20 protein-coding genes and 2 tRNA genes are annotated in these 17,712 nt (G+C 59.5%); 15 read left to right on the forward strand and 7 right to left on the reverse strand.

All coding sequences use genetic code 11. The features are described from left to right. The first annotated feature begins 116 nt into the window (after positions 1-116). The gene (locus IE188_RS09855) at positions 117-539 is read left to right on the forward strand and encodes a hypothetical protein (protein WP_229836680.1); all 423 of its coding nucleotides are present in this window, start codon (positions 117-119) and stop codon (positions 537-539) included. On the opposite strand, the gene IE188_RS09860 is transcribed toward IE188_RS09855, so the two are convergent. Together IE188_RS09860 and IE188_RS09865 are read right to left on the reverse strand one after the other, a co-directional pair. Then, complete coding sequence (locus IE188_RS09860) at positions 517-1,011, reverse strand: YdcF family protein (RefSeq protein WP_191286310.1); 495 nt, start codon at positions 1,009-1,011, stop codon at positions 517-519. The genes IE188_RS09855 and IE188_RS09860 overlap by 23 nt on opposite strands. Next, positions 1,008-1,400: a hypothetical protein gene (locus IE188_RS09865; RefSeq protein WP_191286311.1), complete on the reverse strand. Its 393-nt coding sequence runs from the start codon at positions 1,398-1,400 to the stop codon at positions 1,008-1,010. The genes IE188_RS09860 and IE188_RS09865 overlap by 4 nt, the downstream gene beginning before the upstream one ends. 191 nt (positions 1,401-1,591) lie before the next feature. Between IE188_RS09865 and IE188_RS09870 the strand changes: the two genes are divergently transcribed. Together IE188_RS09870 and IE188_RS09875 are read left to right on the forward strand one after the other, a co-directional pair. Further along, complete coding sequence (locus tag IE188_RS09870) at positions 1,592-3,388, forward strand: ABC transporter transmembrane domain-containing protein (RefSeq protein ID WP_191286312.1); 1,797 nt, start codon at positions 1,592-1,594, stop codon at positions 3,386-3,388. A 135-nt stretch (positions 3,389-3,523) separates the two neighbouring features. Next, the gene (locus IE188_RS09875) at positions 3,524-5,416 is read left to right on the forward strand and encodes an acyl-CoA synthetase (RefSeq protein WP_229836681.1); all 1,893 of its coding nucleotides are present in this window, start codon (positions 3,524-3,526) and stop codon (positions 5,414-5,416) included. 100 nt (positions 5,417-5,516) lie between these two features. On the opposite strand, the gene IE188_RS09880 is transcribed toward IE188_RS09875, so the two are convergent. From IE188_RS09880 to IE188_RS09900, 5 genes are all read right to left on the reverse strand, one after another. After that, positions 5,517-6,101 carry an outer membrane protein gene (locus IE188_RS09880; protein WP_191286313.1) on the reverse strand — a complete coding sequence of 195 codons (585 nt, stop codon included), beginning with the start codon at positions 6,099-6,101 and terminating at the stop codon, positions 5,517-5,519. A 237-nt stretch (positions 6,102-6,338) separates the two neighbouring features. Continuing rightward, entirely contained in the window at positions 6,339-6,926 is a 588-nt protein-coding gene (locus tag IE188_RS09885) for an acyl-homoserine-lactone synthase (protein ID WP_191286314.1), read from the reverse strand. A 55-nt stretch (positions 6,927-6,981) separates the two neighbouring features. Further along, on the reverse strand, positions 6,982-7,593 hold the full coding sequence (locus IE188_RS09890) for an autoinducer binding domain-containing protein (protein WP_191286315.1): 612 nt from the start codon (positions 7,591-7,593) through the stop codon (positions 6,982-6,984). A gap of 238 nt (positions 7,594-7,831) precedes the next feature. Then, positions 7,832-9,778, reverse strand: a complete 1,947-nt coding sequence (locus IE188_RS09895) for an FkbM family methyltransferase (protein ID WP_191286316.1) — start codon at positions 9,776-9,778, stop codon at positions 7,832-7,834. Positions 9,779-10,102: 324 nt separating this feature from the next. Then, positions 10,103-10,177, reverse strand: a tRNA-Thr gene (locus IE188_RS09900). Positions 10,178-10,267: 90 nt separating this feature from the next. Between IE188_RS09900 and IE188_RS09905 the strand changes: the two genes are divergently transcribed. The 12 genes from IE188_RS09905 (at position 10,268) to IE188_RS09960 (ending at position 17,601) form a co-directional block, all read left to right on the forward strand. Beyond that, complete coding sequence (locus IE188_RS09905) at positions 10,268-10,429, forward strand: hypothetical protein (RefSeq protein ID WP_191286317.1); 162 nt, start codon at positions 10,268-10,270, stop codon at positions 10,427-10,429. A 13-nt stretch (positions 10,430-10,442) separates the two neighbouring features. Next, positions 10,443-11,708 carry a UDP-N-acetylglucosamine 1-carboxyvinyltransferase gene (gene murA, locus IE188_RS09910; protein ID WP_191286318.1) on the forward strand — a complete coding sequence of 422 codons (1,266 nt, stop codon included), beginning with the start codon at positions 10,443-10,445 and terminating at the stop codon, positions 11,706-11,708. Continuing rightward, positions 11,705-12,193 (forward strand): DUF2948 family protein, encoded by a 489-nt coding sequence (locus tag IE188_RS09915; protein ID WP_191286319.1) that lies wholly within the window; start codon positions 11,705-11,707, stop codon positions 12,191-12,193. Before murA ends, IE188_RS09915 begins: the two co-directional genes overlap by 4 nt. Positions 12,194-12,196: 3 nt before the next feature. Beyond that, a complete protein-coding gene (gene hisD, locus IE188_RS09920) occupies positions 12,197-13,498 on the forward strand; it encodes a histidinol dehydrogenase (protein ID WP_191286320.1) in 1,302 nt (433 codons plus the stop codon). 16 nt (positions 13,499-13,514) lie between these two features. After that, positions 13,515-13,997: a UPF0262 family protein gene (locus tag IE188_RS09925; protein WP_191286321.1), complete on the forward strand. Its 483-nt coding sequence runs from the start codon at positions 13,515-13,517 to the stop codon at positions 13,995-13,997. Between the two features lie 2 nt (positions 13,998-13,999). Then, positions 14,000-14,476, forward strand: a complete 477-nt coding sequence (locus IE188_RS09930; protein ID WP_191286322.1) for an arsenate-mycothiol transferase ArsC — start codon at positions 14,000-14,002, stop codon at positions 14,474-14,476. A 93-nt stretch (positions 14,477-14,569) separates the two neighbouring features. Then, the gene (gene infA, locus IE188_RS09935; protein ID WP_021101650.1) at positions 14,570-14,788 is read left to right on the forward strand and encodes a translation initiation factor IF-1; all 219 of its coding nucleotides are present in this window, start codon (positions 14,570-14,572) and stop codon (positions 14,786-14,788) included. A gap of 14 nt (positions 14,789-14,802) precedes the next feature. Further along, entirely contained in the window at positions 14,803-15,390 is a 588-nt protein-coding gene (locus tag IE188_RS09940; protein WP_191286323.1) for a Maf family protein, read from the forward strand. Continuing rightward, entirely contained in the window at positions 15,387-16,436 is a 1,050-nt protein-coding gene (locus IE188_RS09945) for a ribonuclease E/G (RefSeq protein WP_191286324.1), read from the forward strand. The genes IE188_RS09940 and IE188_RS09945 overlap by 4 nt, the downstream gene beginning before the upstream one ends. Then, positions 16,433-16,627 carry a DNA gyrase inhibitor YacG gene (locus IE188_RS09950; protein ID WP_191286325.1) on the forward strand — a complete coding sequence of 65 codons (195 nt, stop codon included), beginning with the start codon at positions 16,433-16,435 and terminating at the stop codon, positions 16,625-16,627. The genes IE188_RS09945 and IE188_RS09950 overlap by 4 nt, the downstream gene beginning before the upstream one ends. Positions 16,628-16,707: 80 nt before the next feature. Beyond that, positions 16,708-16,782, forward strand: a tRNA-Phe gene (locus tag IE188_RS09955). A gap of 297 nt (positions 16,783-17,079) precedes the next feature. Next, positions 17,080-17,601 (forward strand): hypothetical protein, encoded by a 522-nt coding sequence (locus IE188_RS09960; RefSeq protein WP_191286326.1) that lies wholly within the window; start codon positions 17,080-17,082, stop codon positions 17,599-17,601. The last annotated feature ends 111 nt before the right edge of the window (positions 17,602-17,712 follow it).

Below are 17,712 nucleotides of genomic sequence, written 5' to 3' on the forward strand. Positions count from 1 at the left end.
TGTCGCGCGGCCACCGTGCGTTGCACAATAGGGGCAGTTCGGCGAAGAAACGCCCCGCCCATTGACCCGACGCCACAAGCCCCCCAAGTTGAACGCATCGAACAGAGGGTGAGACAATGGCGCAAGCAACCCAAAGACGACGGTTTGGCATGGGCTTTGCCGCGATTGCGGCAGGATTGGCCCTGTCGTGCCTGAACAGCGCCCCCGCCCAGGCGCAAGACCTGATCGGATCCTATGTGGCCTATATCGGCCAGCCCGACCTGTTCAACTCCAAAGGCGCGCGGCTAAGCCAACCCTGGCAGATTCTGCGTCAGGATCGGGCCAATTTCCACCGCTATGGCATCAGCCAGCCGGGGGACGAGTTCGATCCGTTTTTCGGGTCGATTGACAATCGCGCGATCATGGAGCGCATGGTGATGAACGGATCCATTGATCCGCAGGCCGCGAAACGTCTGGTACAGGGCGGGGCCACCGTGTTCGTGCGCATCTATGGCAGCGGCAGCACCGGCACATCACTTACCGTGACGGTTGCGAAATGATCCGCCCCACCCGGCGCAGGACGTAAAGCGACAGCGCCGCCGCCTCGCGGCCATATCCCCGGATGATCCGGTGCACCTTGTTGGGCATCAAAGAGGGCGACTCGCTGACCGGCGACAAGCCGAACTCGCGCGCAGTCAGGCGCGCGCGAAACGCGTGATAGCGATCCGTGACCAGCACGACCTGTGCGCTGGGCGGCAGCAGTGTCTTCGAATTTCTGATATTTTCCAACGTGTTGGCGGATTGATCCTCGATCTGGATGGCCGCAGGTGGCACCCCGGCCTGCACGCAGATCTGGGCGATCACGCTGGCTTCGCTGTGGCCCGCGCGGGGCACGCCGCCGGATGCGATGATCTGGTCGACCTGTCCGCGCTGATACAGATCTGCCGCCGCCCGTGCCCGCCGCGCAAGCGCGGGCGAGGCTGATCCGTCCGGCCGCACAGCCGCCCCCAGAACGATGGCGACACGGGTCATTCCGGATAGGTCTGGCGACAGGCCTTGATCCCCGCGGCAGCCTTGCGCTGCGCCTGGCCGAGTTTCGCCTTCAGGCTGGCCAGCTTGGCCTTTTCATTGCCGATGTCGATCGTGACCGGGGTTTCAATCTGGCGATACGCGGTGCGGTGACAGGTATAGGGCCGCTTCTTGGCATCGTAGCACACCCGCGTGTTGGTGATGGGAATCGACTGCCGGTGCAGCGCATAGCCGCGTGCGATGTTGGTCTCGGCAGTTTCGATCTGGGACTGGAGCGTTCTCACGTCAGCACTCGCCCCGGCGATGCAGTGTTGTTGCGGCGTCGCACAGGCAGTCAGACCAAGCACGAGCGCGACGCCGGTCAGCGTGGGGATACGATTGAAAACAAACATGATACGCGGTCCTTCATCGGCCTGCTTCTGCGCCGGATGATAGCATTCGGGGGCGGTTTTATGAAAGACCCGTGACCCGCACATTTCGGTGACGCCAGGTCACCTTGTCCGCTCTGCGACATTCCCGAACCGCAGTTCAGCTTGTGCGTCGCGTCGCGCCCGGCTATCTCTGCCCGAAAGGAGCGGGTCATATGGCAAGACAGGCAGGGGCGTCCAGGGTCGAAATGGACGAACGCGAGAAATCCAAACGCATTGGTGCATTGGCCGGGCTGTGGCCCTTCATGCAGCCCTATCGGTTGTGGATACTGGCGGCGTTCTGTGCGTTGGTGTTCACCGCTGGCATCTCGCTGGTCCTGCCGATTGCGGTGCGTCGGGTTGTCGATGGGTTTGGCGAAGCCACCACGCAACTGCTGGACAAGTATTTCCTGGCGGCGCTGGTGGTGGCCAGCTTGCTCGCCCTTGGCACCGGGCTGCGCTATTACCTAGTGACGCGGCTGGGCGAACGGGTCGTGGCCGACATTCGCAAGGCGGTCTTTGACCGTGTCGTCGGGATGAGCCCTGCTTTCTATGAAAACATCATGACCGGCGAAGTGCTGAGTCGCATCACCACGGATACGACGTTGATCCTGTCGGTGATCGGGTCATCTGTGTCGGTCGCGCTGCGCAATGTGTTCATCTTCCTGGGTGGTCTGGTCCTGATGCTGCTGACATCAGCCAAGCTGACGGGGCTGGTGCTGCTGATCGTGCCGATCGTGATCGTGCCGATCATCGTGCTGGGGCGGCGTTTGCGGGTGCTGGGGCGCGAAAACCAGGAATGGATCGCCAAAAGCTCGGGCAATGCGTCCGAAGCATTACTGTCGGTCCAAACCGTGCAGGCGTTCACCCACGAAGACCTGAGCCGTGGCGAGTTTTCTGGGCTGACCGAGGAAAGCTTCATCTCGGCCAAACGCCGCATCGGCACCCGTGCGGTGATGACGGTGATTGTCATTTCGCTGATCTTTTCGGGCGTCGTGGGGGTCTTGTGGATCGGAATGCGCGATGTGACCGCGGGCAATATCTCGATCGGCGCGCTGGTGCAGTTCGTGATCTATTCTGTGATGGTCGCCGGCGCCGTCGGGGCCCTGTCGGAAATCTGGAGCGAACTGCAACGCGCCGCAGGGGCCACCGAACGACTGGTCGAGCTTTTGAACGCCGAAGACGCGGTCAAGGATCCGGTCAACCCGATTGCCATCACCGAACGGCCGAAAGGCGCGATCGAGTTCGACAATGTGACCTTCCACTATCCCGCGCGCCCCAATCAGGCGGCGCTGGAGGGGGTATCGCTGACCGTATCACCGGGTGAAACCGTGGCGCTGGTCGGACCGTCCGGCGCGGGCAAGTCGACCATCATTCAACTGATCCAGCGTTTCTATGATCCCGAAGACGGGGCGGTGTTGCTGGATGGGGTCGATCTGCGCCAGATGCGTCGGGACGAGTTCCGCAAATACGTGGCGCTGGTGCCGCAGGACGCGGTGATCTTTGCCGCCTCGGCGCGCGAAAACATCCGCTTTGGCCGCCCCGACGCGACGGATGCCGAGGTTGAAGCCGCCGCCCGCGCCGCCGCTGCGCACGAGTTTCTGGAACGTCTGCCCGAAGGCTATGACACCTATGTGGGCGAACGTGGTGTGATGCTGTCGGGGGGGCAGAAACAGCGCATTGCCATCGCCCGCGCGATCCTGCGTGACGCACCCATCCTGCTTCTGGACGAGGCGACATCGGCGCTGGACGCCGAAAGCGAACGTTTGGTGCAGCAAGCCGTTGACGAACTGGCCCAGGGGCGCACCACGCTTATTGTGGCGCACCGTCTGGCCACGGTGAAAAAGGCTGATCGGATCGTCGTTTTTGACGAGGGCCGCATTGTCGCACAGGGCACGCATGACGAACTGGTGGCGCAGGACGGTCTTTACGCCCGTCTGGCTCGCTTGCAGTTTACCGAAGGTATGGCCTGAGGGTCGGCGCCCGCTAACCTCCCCCAGCGTCACCCAAATTCGCCACGTCACGTCACACTTGCGGGGGGCGGGATTTGACCGCATTCTTGTGATCAAATGACCGCCCGTCTGACCGGGCGCAGGGGAGGATGATGAATGTATGATTTTGGCTCGATGAAAGACCGCAATGCGGTCGAGGCCGAGATGGACTGGGACGCCCGAGACAAACCCGTCACGCTGTATCAGATGCTGGAGCGGACGGCGAAGAAGTTTCCGGACCGACCGGCAGCGTCCTATCAGCTGACCTCTGGCCCGACGGATGCCAAGGAAACCGTGACCTGGCGCGAGATGCTGGAACGGACCTGTCAGGCGGCGAACCTGTTTCGGTCGCTGGGCATCGGGGAAAAGGACGTGGTGGCCTTCCTGCTGCCCAATTGCAACGAAACGATCTATACCTTGATGGGCGGGGGGATTGCCGGGATCATCAATCCGATCAACCCGCTGCTGGATGCCGAACAGGTCTCGGGCATCCTGCGTGAAACCGGGGCGAAGGTTCTGGTGACGCTGAAATCCTTCCCGAAATCCGAGGTGGCGCAACTGGCGGCGAAATCCGTCGCGATGGCCCCTGATGTCCATACGGTGCTTGAGATCGACCTGAACCGCTATCTCAGCCCGCCGAAAAGCTGGCTTGTGCCGCTGCTTCGCCCCAAGAACCCGGTGACGCACAAGGCGCGTGTGCTGGATTTCGTGGCCGAGATGTCGCGCCAGAACAAAACGCTCGATTTCACCGACACGCCCGAAGATCGCGTGGCGGCCTATTTCCACACCGGCGGCACAACGGGCACGCCCAAGGTGGCGCAGCACAAATATTCAGGCATGGTTTACAACGGCTGGCTCGGGTCGAGCCTTCTGTTCGACGAAAACGATGTGATCATCTGCCCCCTGCCGCTGTTCCACGTCTTTGCCGTACATGTGATCTGGATGTCGGTTCTGATGGCAGGCAGCCATTTCGTGCATCCAACCCCTGCGGGCTATCGCGGCGACGGGGTGTTTGACAATTTCTGGAAGTTGATCGAGCGCTACAAGGTCAGTTTCATGATCACCGTGCCGACGGCAATCTCGGCCCTGATGCAGCGCCCGGTGGATGCCGATGTCTCGTCATTGAAAACCGCGTTTTCCGGCTCGGCCCCGCTGCCGATCGAGCTTTATAACCGCTTTGTCGCCGCCACCGGGGTGACCATCGTCGAAGGCTACGGGCTGACCGAAGCCACCTGCCTGGTGTCCTGCAACCCGCCGACGGGCGACAAGAAGGTCGGATCTGTGGGTGTGCCGTTCCCTTACACAGACGTGAAGATTCTGACCTGCGACGAAAGCGGCAATGTCCTGAAGGAACATGAGGTCGACGAGGTGGGTGAGATCTGCCTGTCCAATCCTGGCGTATTCGCGGGCAACACCTATACGGAAGAGGCCAAGAACCAGGGGCTGTTCGCCTATGGCAGCTATCTGCGCACGGGCGATCTGGGGCGGCTGGATGAAGACGGGTATCTGTGGATCACGGGGCGCGCGAAGGATCTGATCATCCGGGGCGGGCACAATATTGATCCGGCCGAGATCGAAGAGGTTCTGGCCGGGCACGATGCGGTGGCCATGGTCGGGGCCATCGGGCAACCCGACAGCTATTCCGGGGAACTGCCTTGCGCCTATGTCGAACTCGTGGGCGGTGCGCAGGTCACGGTGGACGAACTGATGGCCTATGCCAAGAAGCACATCCACGAAAAAGCCGCCCTGCCGAAACATATCGAGATCGTGGACGAATTGCCCAAAACCGCTGTCGGCAAGGTGTTCAAGCCAGACCTGCGCAAATCAGCGATCACCCGCGTCTACGACAAGGCGCTGGCCGATGCAGGCCATGCCGCACATGTGGTCGAGGTGATTGACGACAAGAAACGCGGTCTGGTCGCGCGGTTGCGCGCCACGGGCGATGTGGATCACGAAGCCGTGGCACACTGCCTGGGCGAGTTTACCCGCCCGTTCGAGTGGATGGACTGATCATAACAGACCGGCCTTGCGGTTCAGGCAAGGGCACGACCTGAAAAAAGAATGGCGCGCCGAACGGGCGCGCCATTGTTGTTTCGGGGTGCACCAAGGATCAGAAGCGGAACGTGCCGCGCAACTGAACCGTTGTTGCGTCGACGTCGATGCCGCTGCCGTTGAAATCCGAGAACTCGTGATACAGAGCTTCGGCACCGATGTTGAACGAACTGGTCACGCGATGTTCATAGCCCGCACCGACGAAATAGCCGTCGCTGTCACCCAGTGTATCAGTATAGGCATTCGCATAACCGGCGGTCGCGTAAAGCAGACCATCGCCCATCTTGTAGCCGCCGCGCGCCTTCACGCGCAGAACGTTTTCAAGCGTTGCGGCGCCGGCCAGATCGACATCGGCCCAGTCATAGTCGATACCGACACCGGCAACCCAGTTGCCCATATCGAAATCATAACCTGCGGTCAGACCGCCGATCACGCCGTCACCTTCAATGCCTGCGGCAGTGGTGCCAACATCGGCAAACCCGATCTGGCCACCAACATAGGCACCGGTCCAATCCGGTGTGGCGGCGGGGGCAGGGGCATAGGCGATGGTCGGCTCGGGCGTGGGCTCGGACATGCTGCCGGCAAGGGCGGTCGTCGCCGTCATCGCAATGGCTGCTGCAGTGTAGGAAAGGGTCTTCAACATTTGTTCCATCCTCTCGTTTGATATGGCCCCAATACGAGGCTTAGGTCCTTCTGGTTCATATTTAGGTTCAAAAGGTACGGATGGAAGGGGGTGTGGCCGCCTGTCACGGCCTCGTGGCGAGGTTTTGCCCAGCGACCTGAACGGTCGGTCGATCTTTGCCGATATAGCGAAAAGGGCGCGGTTTTCGCGCCCTGATCACAGAAATTTGTAGCAGTGAAACCGGGGTGAATGACCCGATCAATGCAGCTTGCCCGACAGGTCGATCGACACAACCTGATTGTCGATCCCGTCAATCTCCATCACCCGGCCGGCGGCGGTGGTGTCAAGACCGACGCGTTTGGACCAGCGCGGCCAACTGGCCGGGATCAATCCCAGTACCTGCGTTGCGCCCAGATCGCGGGCGGATTTCGTCATTTCCGAGATCAGATGCGCATGCACCAGACGCCGTGCGCGCTGCGGTGTGTCGTGGGCCACAAACACGCGGCTGCTTTCCCAGATGTTTTCCGCCACCGGGGCTTCTTCGTACAAAAGGTCCGAGGGGATCGAATCCAACAAGCCCAACTGCGCATCGCGGATCATATAGGTATAGACCCCGCACCGCGCGGTGGTGGGTGTCAGTCGAATGCCCGCCAGAACTCGGCCAAATTCGTGGACCGCGACCCAACGGCTGGCCGGGGTGTCGTACTGGTCGAATTCCATTCCCAGGGCTTCGGGCAGATCCCAGCGGTTCTGCACGATGAAACTCTGCCGTCTAGCGCGAAGCAAATTCGCAAATAACTCGCCATGGTTGTGTAGATTGGCGAAAGAAAGTGTGGTCGTCTGCATGACATCCTCCAGTTTGGTTAAGAAAACGGGAAGCACGCCCAGGCGACAGCCGGGTCTAGATCAGTCGATAATCCTTGGCTCTCTGAATGGCCTCGGCCGAGGTGCGTGCAAATAACTTCTTGCGGGCAGAGGACAGACGCGCCTTCAGCGCACTTTCCGATATGCCCAGCACAACCGCACCGGCCGCATAGCGTTCGCCGGATGCCAGCACCTGAAGCGCCTCGATCTCGGCTTTGGTCAGGGTGTCGGGGGGTTGTGAAACATGGTGAAGCCGAAGCACGACACCGCTGATGGCGGCGATCTCTTCATCCGTGAACTCCCGGTCTGCCCGGGCCAAACCTGCGACCGTCCGCGACGAAATCTCGCCACAGGATACGCAGACGCCATAGACCAGCCCGTGGCGCGCGGCATCTTTCAGAATGTCGAACGGGTCGGGCAGGTCAATATCGCTCCAGCGGGTGGCACCGGTGCGCGATATGCCCCAGGCGATCATTGGGTCGCGCAACGCAAACGCATTGCGCGTGTAATGATCGGACCAGGATTGCGGGTAGGTCTGGAAGGTCAAGAGAGGTGCGGCAAAACGGATATGCAGCCCGACGAAATATCCCGCCGAGGCCATTGGTCCCAATTCGTTCAACAGCGAGTCGATCGCTTGATTCCGGCTCATGGTTAAATCTTGGTTACACCGATGAGAAAAACAACCCTAAATTGCACAACGAATTGCGAAACAATCTGTGCATGTACCGCAAAACCTTGGCGCACCACGCTCTCACCGATCAAAAGCGGATGCAAGTCTTAACAAAGAACTGGTCAGGATAATCAACCTATGGTTGCTGATCGTCGTTCCTTTGCGAACGATGCCACGACACGGCGCCTATAGCGCAGCATCAGATGCCCTTTGCAGTTCACATGAAAACGGTTGGTCGATCGGGATTGGCAAGCATTGGAAAATCCGTCAGCGACTCATTTATGTGCGAAACACGCCTGTAGTCGGCATTGCTCGCATCGGCGATGGATTGCAGTGATGCTTTAAGTTCTGCATCACTCAGGTTTAGCCAATCGGCCTTACGGCTGATGAAACCACGTGATTTCAGATCTTCACATAATGGCGCCAACTGAACCTCACTGACCATAGCTTGGGCCGCGCGACGATCCCCCGACCGCGCCCAGAGCCGTCCAAGATGCGACACCACCACCGCATTGCTGACCCCGTAAAGTCGCCCCTGCTGCGCCATCTGATTGGCTTCATGCGCCGGACGCCGCTGTATAATGCCGACAGAAAGATCAGACCGCCCTGTGTAGTTGACCAAATGAAATGGGCTTCCATCCGGGCCAAGGATATGTGTCGCCGAAAGGTAATGACGCAACTGATCTTCCCAGGAATGATCCTGAGGATGAAAAATGGTATACCCCTCGTCTCGCAGATGCGTTTCAAGGGTGTGCTCCCCCAAAAAGATGCGGCCCACCTTGTTAAATTGACCGGAGCGGGAGATGTAGAGTTTTTTATGTGGTGTCGGTTCGAAATCGCGTCTGATATGCTTTTTCATGAACGCACGCATCTCGGGGCAAGATAACATAAGCCGCCCCAGCCCGTTTCCCTGCGGCGGGATGACAAGTTTGTCCACGCGATAGAACGCGTCGCAAATCTTGAATTTGATATCGACATCCAACACTTTTGACAGGTTCGAAAACATTTCGGCCGCGTTATTTTCGTGGTCGTTGTAATTCGGCAAGAAAAGCACGCCATCAAGCGGTTGCGAAATGTGATCCAGGGCCCACAGCCGAGCGATGGTTTCCGTCAGAAAGTGCCCGAAAGCCGGGTTGAAGCACCCACCAAACAACCAGGTTCCCTCCAGCGTCCTGATCCTGTTGCGCCGTGGATGTGATCGCAAGGTTGTGGCCGGCTTTTGGTGAGTCAACCAGCAGATCGCCTCAGGCACCTGATTGCGATGTTGATCAAAAACCGACGCGGCAATCTGATGACCCTGGCTTCGGGGCGTTTTGGCCAGTACGGCGTTCTTTTTCGTAATGATACCGTCTGCCAATGCCTTCTGGGGGTCGAGGTCATAGCTTTGCTGCTGAGTTGGACCACTGCTGATCTGTGAATAATCAGGTTTGAGCTTCAACCTTTCGGGCCGCTTGAATGATGCCACTTGCCCTTTGGATGTCGTGCGATCCAGCTCAAATCCCTTGGCTTGCATCAGCGTGAAAATCTGTTCGCGACCTTCCGCGCCATAGACGTTCGGGTGCAGTTCAAGCATGACCAGCTCGACATCAGAAAGGTCGGCTCCAGTCAGGAAATCCAACTCACCTCCTTCGATGTCCATGATCAGGACGTTATGGGGGAAGTCTTGTGTTATGTCGTCATAGTGCGAGGTTGCGACCCTGATCCGACGCGCTTCGGGTTCGTTGTTTTCCCCGGACAAGCGTGATCCCAGGAAATTGGTTCGAACGTGAAAATCCATATGGTCTGGCTGGTCCTGTCCGGTCACCACGATCCTGTTCGTGACCAATGCGACCGCATCCAACTGATTATGCGCATAGATCATGCGAATATGTTCGATCAGGTCCGGATTGGCTTCAAAGGAACGCAGTTCAATGTCCCGGATGTTCTTGGCGAACACGGACCCAACAATGCCCGCGCCTGCACCCATTTCGAGGATTCGATCACCCGGCCTCAGATTGGCAAGCCCGAACTCGACCTCTGGGCGTTCATAATCGCCATTGCGGATCCGACGCAGGATCGCAGGCTTGAGATGAGGTGCCTCAAGGACTTCAACCCCCTTGATGGTCGCGACCACTTTCGGGTGTGGACCATCGGATTTTGTTTGGATCAAGGGGGCATCAACCATGAAAAACTCGCTCAGTATCGTAATGACTTCAGCAGATCGAAGCCGGTGCCGAAAACTAGCGGGTCGTCTAACATGAGTAAACAGAGGTGGTGCGGCACCTTGTCTAAAGCCAGGGCGGAGCCTGGCGCAACAAGCGCAGATGGACGGTGATGATGGGTTTGGGCTGAAAGATGCGAGGATCCGATAGAACATGCAGCGGACGCCGGGAATTGGGCGCATGTATGAACGCAGCATTCACAAGCAGAATTCATACAATATCAGCGGATCGCCCGAGGCCATTCACCCGTGACTGCAGGCTAGATCAATGATTTTCAGATGGAAACATGGTGCTGCTGGAGAGAATTGAACTCTCGACCTCTCCCTTACCAAGGGAGTGCTCTACCTCTGAGCTACAGCAGCGACCTGTCGTGGGCGGCTGATTAGCTCTAATCCGTGCGCGACGCAAGCGCATTCTGGACCCTTTTTTGAACCTGCGTTACAGAAGGGGATATGGAGCGTAAGAAGACACCCCAAAAACCCCAGAAAAAAGGGGCAGATCGTGACGAGCGGCTGAAGGCTGCGCTGAAGGCCAATATGGCGCGGCGCAAATCTCAGGCGCGGGCGCGGGCGGATCATGGGGCCAATCGGTCGCAGACAGAAAAAGACCAATAGCAAAGGCGGGCAGATGGATTCGATAGTTGTGACCGGTGGTGGTGAACTGCACGGCGAAATACCCATTGCGGGGGCGAAGAACGCTTGTCTGACCCTGATGCCGGCGACCCTGTTGTCGGAGGAGCCGCTGACCCTGACCAATGCGCCGCGCCTGTCAGACATCAAGACGATGACCGAATTGCTGGAGTCCCTTGGGGCCGAGGCCACGTCGATGCAGGACGGGCAGGTGCTGGCGATGTCGTCGCACGACATCAACAATCACGTTGCTGATTATGACATCGTGCGCAAGATGCGCGCCTCGAACCTGGTCCTGGGGCCGATGCTGGCGCGTCTGGGCCATGCCGTGGTGTCGCTGCCGGGGGGCTGTGCAATCGGCGCGCGTCCGATGGATTTGCATATTTTCGGGCTAGAAAAGCTGGGTGCCGAGATCGAGCTGAAAGACGGCTATCTGCACGCAAAGGCGCCGCGTGGCCTCAAGGGGGCCGAGATCGAACTGGCCTTTGCCTCGGTCGGGGCCACGGAAAATATCCTGATGGCGGCGACGCTGGCCAAGGGCACCACTGTTATTCGGAATGCGGCGCGCGAGCCCGAGATTGTCGACTTGGCCGACTGCCTGCGCAAGATGGGCGCGCAGATCGAGGGCGACGGCACGTCCGAGATCGTCATTCAGGGCGTTGACCGCCTGCATGGCGCTACGCACCCGGTTGTCACCGACCGGATCGAGCTTGGCACATACATGCTGGCCCCGGCGATTGCGGGCGGTGAGGTCGAGTGTCTGGGCGGGCGCATTGATCTGGTGAAAAGCTTTGTTGAAAAGCTGGACGCGGCGGGCATCCACGTTGAGGAAACCGAGCGCGGACTGAAAGTTGCGCGCAAGAACGGGCGTGTGTCGGCGGTTGATGTGACAACCGAACCGTTCCCCGGTTTCCCGACCGATCTGCAAGCCCAGATGATGGCGATGCTGTGCACGGCGGATGGCACATCTGTTCTGCACGAAACCATCTTTGAAAACCGCTTCATGCACGCCCCTGAACTCACGCGCATGGGGGCGAATATCGAAGTGCATGGTGGCACGGCCACGGTGCATGGGGTCGAGAAGCTGAAAGGTGCGCCGGTCATGGCAACAGATTTGCGGGCCTCGGTGTCGCTGATTCTGGCGGGCATGGCGGCGGAAGGCGAAACCGTTGTCAGCCGCGTCTATCACCTGGACCGCGGGTACGAGAAGGTCGTGCGCAAGCTGTCCTCGATCGGGGCCAAAATTGAACGGATCAAAGAATGAGCAATTCAGACCAAGACGCCCGGTTCGAGGATGGGGCAGAAGCCCCGCTGCGCCTGATGGCGATGGATGACGAGGATCTTCAGGTGATCAGCGCGCTGGTGCAGGACGCGGTGTTCCCGGCGTCCGAAATCGCGTGGGATGCACGCCACCGGCGCTTTGCGCTCCTGCTCAATCGCTTCCGGTGGGAAGATATGCCCGCCGCCCAACGCCGCCAACGGCCGGTTGAGCGGGTGCAGAGTGTCCTGTCTGTTTCGGATGTTCTGAAAGTGCAAAGTCAAGGCTTTGAGCGGGGTGACAAGGATCTGGTTTTGTCGCTTTTGTCCTTGTCTTTTGTTCCCGCAGAAGATGGCATGGGGCGTCTGGAACTGGTGCTTGCAGGCGACGGCGCGATTGCGCTTGAAGTCGAAACACTGGATGTCACCCTGCAAGATGTCACCCGTCCCTATATCGCCCCGTCCCGCCACACGCCTGAACACCCGGAATAGACCATGCCCCAGTTTCTGAACGCGACCGATGCTGATTTCGAAGCGCGGTTTGCGGCCCTTTTGTCCATGAAACGCGAAGACAGCCCCGAGGTCGATGACATTGTCGCCGGGATCATCGCGGATGTGCGCGCCCGTGGCGATGCGGCGGTGATCGAGCTCACATCGAAGTTTGACCGGCTGGACCTGACGCCTGCGACCTTGCGGTTTTCGACGGACGAGATTGATGCGGAATGCGCCAAGGTGTCGGACACGGACCGCGCGGCGCTGGAACTGGCGGCGGATCGCATCCGCGCCTATCACGCGCGGCAAATGCCGCATGATCAACGGTGGACGGACCATGCCGGGGCCGATCTGGGTTGGCGCTGGTCGGCGGTCTCGGCGGCGGGTCTTTACGTGCCGGGGGGGCTGGCTAGCTATCCCTCATCGGTCCTGATGAACGCGATCCCGGCCAAGGTGGCGGGGGTGGAACGGCTTGCCATCACCGTGCCGACGCCGGACGGGGTGGTCAATCCGCTTGTGCTGCTGGCGGCCCGGATTGCCGGCGTGGACGAGGTCTATCGCATCGGCGGCGCGCAGGCGATTGCGGCACTGGCCTACGGCACCGAAACCATTGCGCCTGTCGACAAGATCACCGGGCCGGGCAACGCCTTTGTCGCCGCCGCCAAGCGCCGGGTGTTCGGCAAGGTGGGCATCGACATGATTGCTGGCCCGTCTGAGATTCTGGTGATTGCCGACCCCGACAACGACCCGGATTGGCTGGCGCTGGACCTGCTGAGCCAAGCTGAACATGACGAAAGCGCGCAGTCGATCCTGATCACCACGAACGAGGCGTTCGGGCGCAAAGTTGCGCAGGCCGTTGAAAAGCGACTCGAAACGCTTGAGCGGCGTGAGATTGCGGGCGCAAGCTGGCGCGACTTCGGTGCCGTGATTACGGTGCGCCATCTGGACGAGGCCGCGACCCTGTCCAACCGCATCGCGCCCGAGCATCTGGAGCTTTGCGTGGCCGATCCCGAAGCCCTGTCGGACAAATGCACCCATGCGGGCGCGATCTTCCTCGGCCAGTGGACGCCCGAAGCCATCGGCGATTATGTCGGCGGACCAAACCACGTTTTGCCCACGGCGCGCTCGGCCCGGTTCAGCTCTGGCCTGTCGGTGATGGATTTCCTGAAACGCACCACGCTGGCCCGGATGACCCCTGCGGCGCTGTCCGCGATCGGGCCTGCTGCCGAAACCCTCGCCATTTCCGAAAGCCTGGAAGCGCATGGCCTGTCCGTGCGCGCCCGGCTTGACGCCTTGAACGATTGATCCACAGAGTATCCCGATGACAACCAACCGCATCAACGACATTCAGATTGACGACAGCGGGCTTGCCGCGCCCACGCCCGCGATTGAACAGGAACGCAAGGTCGCCATTTTCGACCTGCTGGAAGACAACAGTTTCGAACTGGTCGGGCGCGACGGGCAGGCTGTGCCGGACGGTCCATATCACCTGGGGCTGTCGATCCGTGAAAAGCGGCTGGTCGTGGATGCAAAGACCGAAGACGGCGCTCAGGCGGCGGAGTTTCATTTGTCTATCGGCCCGTTTCGGCAGGTGGTGAAAGATTACTTTGCCATCTGTGAAAGTTATTTTGACGCCGTGAAGAAACTGCCGCCCAGCCAGATCGAGGCCATCGACATGGCCCGGCGTGGCATTCACAACGAAGGCGCGCGGGTGTTGCAGGAACGGTTGGAAGGCAAGGCCAATGTCGACATTGACACCGCGCGCCGCCTGTTCACCCTGATCTGTGTCCTGCACTGGGGCTGAGCATGTCCGCAGATCGTCCCCAATCGGTGCTGTTCTGCTGCGACCACAATGCCGTGCGATCGCCGATGGCCGAGGGGATGATGAAAGCCTTCTACGGCCATGATATTTATGTGCAATCCGCCGGTGTCCATAGCGATATGGAGGTTGACGGTTTTTCCGTGGCGGTCTGTGACGAGCTTGGCATCACCCTGTCAAATCACCGCGTGCGCAGCTTTGACCAGATGGAAGAATGGGGCGATGACCTGTCCAGCTTCGATCTGGTCGTGGCCCTGTCCCCCGCCAGCCAGCGTCGTGCCCTGGAATTGACCCGACTGTTCCATCTGGATGTGGAATACTGGCCGATCCTCGACCCCACCGGGCTGGGCACACGGCGCGAGGAAAAACTGGCCGCCTATCGCCAGACTCGCGACCAGATTCGCGGCCATATCCTGAAGCGTTTTGGCGAACCGCAGCCGCAAGGCGATGAAACCTCGGTCTAAACGGTCTCCACGCCGGATTTCCCTTGAAAAACTGAAAGTTTGGCCCCATTTAAGGGACGCCTACAGGTGGTGGGCGTAATAACAGGAGTGAACATGGCCAAGGAAGAACTGCTCGAATTCCCCGGTGTCGTGAAGGACCTCCTGCCGAATGCGACATTCCTGGTCGAGCTGGAAAACGGCCATACGATCATCGCGCATACGGCAGGAAAGATGCGGAAAAACCGCATCCGCGTTCTGGCTGGTGACAAGGTACAGGTCGAAATGACCCCCTATGATCTGACCAAGGGTCGGATCAACTACCGCTTCAAATAAGCGGTCCGCCGGGCATGACCCGACCGAAGCTGATTCTGGGCTCTGGCAGCCCAAGACGGGCCGAGTTGCTGGGGCAGCTCGGCCTTGTTGCAGATGACGTGCGCCCGCCTGATGTGGATGAAACGCCCGCAAAGGGTGAATTGCCGCTGACCTATTGTCGCCGGATCGCCGAGGCAAAGGCGGCTGCGATGGATGTGGCTTCGGATGAAATCGTGCTTTGTGCCGATACCACAGTGGCGCTGGGCCGTCGCATTTTGGGCAAGCCCGAGGATGCAGCGCAGGCGGCGGAGTTTCTGCTGGCCCTGTCCGGGCGGCGGCACCGGGTCATCACTTCGGTTGTGGTGCGCAATGCGGGCCGGACCTGGGCGCGTGATGTCGTGACCACCGTGAAATTCAAGCGCCTGTCCGACCCGGAGCTGAACACCTATCTCGTCTCTGACGACTGGCGCGGCAAGGCCGGTGCTTACGCCATCCAGGGTCCGGCCGGGGCCTTCGTGACCTGGCTTCAGGGCAGTTATACCGCCGTTGTCGGCCTGCCGGTGGCCGAAACTGCCAACCTTTTGGTGGCAGCAGGATACCCGATCTATGGAGAACGCACATGAAGGGCAGTGTGATCGCGCTTGACCGCTACAAAGGCCGATTGGCAGCCGCCCATATCGTGGATGGACGGCTGGAAGATCTGCTGATCGAGCCACCCGACGATGTGACACTGCCCGGTGCAATCTTCCGCGCGATTTGCGACCGCCCGCTAAAGGGGCAGGGCGGTATGATGCTGCGCCTGCCCGACGGCGAGACAGCGTTCCTGCGGCAGGGAAAGGGCCTGAAACCCGGCCAGCCCGTTCTGGTGCAAGTCACGGGGTTTGCCGAGGATGGGAAAGCCGTGCCGGTGGCGCAAAAGCTGTTGTTCAAAAGCCGCTTCGCCATCGTGACCCCCGATGCCCCCGGTATCAATGTCAGCCGCGCCATTCGCGACGATGAAGAACGTGTGCGTCTTCTGGAGATCGCGCATGAGGTGATGGAGGGCGCGGAGGAAGGGCTGATTCTGCGGTCCGTGGCAGTCACCGGTACGGATGACGAGATTGCCGACGACATCGCGCAGATGTTGCAGCTCTCGCGCACGGTGCGCGCGGATGGGGATGGGCAGGGGCAGGCGACCGAACTGCTGCTGGATGGCGCCGACCCGCATCATCAGGCCTGGCGCGAATGGCCGACGCCCGATCAGCTGGATCAGGACGCGGGGGCTTTTGATCGCCACGGTGTGACAGACATGATTGCCGATCTGGCCCATGCGCGCGTGCCATTGTCGGGCGCTGCGTTTGCCTTTGTCGAACCGACCCGCGCCTTTGTGGCGGTGGATGTGAACACCGGTGGCGACACCAGCCCTGCAGCCGGGTTGAAAGCCAATATCGCCACCGCGCAAGCCCTGCCGCGCGCCTTGCGGTGCCGCGGTCTGGGCGGCCAGATCGTCGTCGATTTCGCCCCCAGCCCCAAGAAGGACCGCCGCCAGATTGAACAGGCCCTGCGCAAGGCGTTTCGTGCCGACGGGATCGAGACCTCGCTGGTGGGCTGGACCACGCTGGGCAATTTCGAACTCCAGCGCAAACGCGAACGGATGAGCCTGAGCGCCTGCCTGAAGGACCTGACATGAGCTGCCCCATTTGCCAGAAAAAGACCGATCCGACCTATCGTCCTTTCTGTTCGCGCCGCTGCGCAGATGTGGATCTGGGACGCTGGCTGAATGGCTCTTATGCCGTGGCATCAAGCGACCCGGAAGACCTGGAAGATGCGGCCGAGGCACTGGCCCGAACGCCGCCATCGGAAAGTCACGGCCCGCACTGAAAAACCTGCATTTTCCCTCTGGACACCACTATCCCCCCCGTCTACAACCCGCCCACCCGAACGATGAACCGTTCACCCGTGCCCGGGTAGCTCAGGGGTAGAGCAGTGGATTGAAAATCCTCGTGTCGGTGGTTCGATTCCGCCCCCGGGCACCATTTCAAACCTATGAGATATAGTTCGTTGTGAAACGCTGTCTTGAGTGGTCGGCGCTTTTAGGAGCTGTGGGTTTTGTGCTTATGACTTGGGCTTGCGCCGTGTTGATTATGTTAGTCATTAGGTTTGATATATTTGTGTTGTTAAAACGGAAATAAGTTTTTTCAGGTCTGGGTTCACTGAATGAGATGCTTATTGGCTATAGAGTATACCTTCGGTCAAAGACTTGGCATGGATAAGTTATTGATAAAAAGGGAAGTTGCTTTTCGGAACTTGGTCGATGTGCTATAATCCTGAACATGATGAAGACCGACTTTCAACGTAGTAGTCCCCCGAGATCCAGTGAACGCGAAGCTGTTCGCGAATGGTTGAACAGAATGTGGTTCACGCACTTCATCACACTGACGTCCAATAACCAAATGTTCACTCGTCATGATATGGCAGCGCGATTGAGAGCTTGGGATGCCCGGGTGAATCGCAATCTTGTTGGTCCAAAATGGCAAAAGCGAGTCGACGAACGGATTTATTGGATAGCGTTTCCGGAAAAAGCAGATGTAAATCCTCATTGGCATTTGCTTTTGCAGCTGTTGCCAGAACAGATCGAAGAAGATGAAGATCGGCAGGGGGTCTGTGATTGGTCCTTTGAAGATGATGTGAAACACATCTGGACCCGGCTCGTTCCAAGCGGGACCGTTGATGTTCAACGGATCGGGAGTGGTATGTGTCGCAGGGATGGGGCTGCCAGATACGTAACAAAGTCTTTGGGATTTGAACCCAATCTCGAGTCTTTTGTTATGTCGCGGGAGTACTTTAAGCTATAGGTCAAATCACCGGAGCCCTGTGCAACGCTAAGGGTAAACCATGTTTGACTTGTCTGACGTCAGCGCCAATGGGACAGATTAGGCTGAATTGATAAGAGAGGGTTTCTGGCT

Origin of the sequence: Aliiroseovarius zhejiangensis (genome assembly GCF_014656375.1) — a bacterium.
Lineage (GTDB): Bacteria > Pseudomonadota > Alphaproteobacteria > Rhodobacterales > Rhodobacteraceae > Aliiroseovarius > Aliiroseovarius zhejiangensis.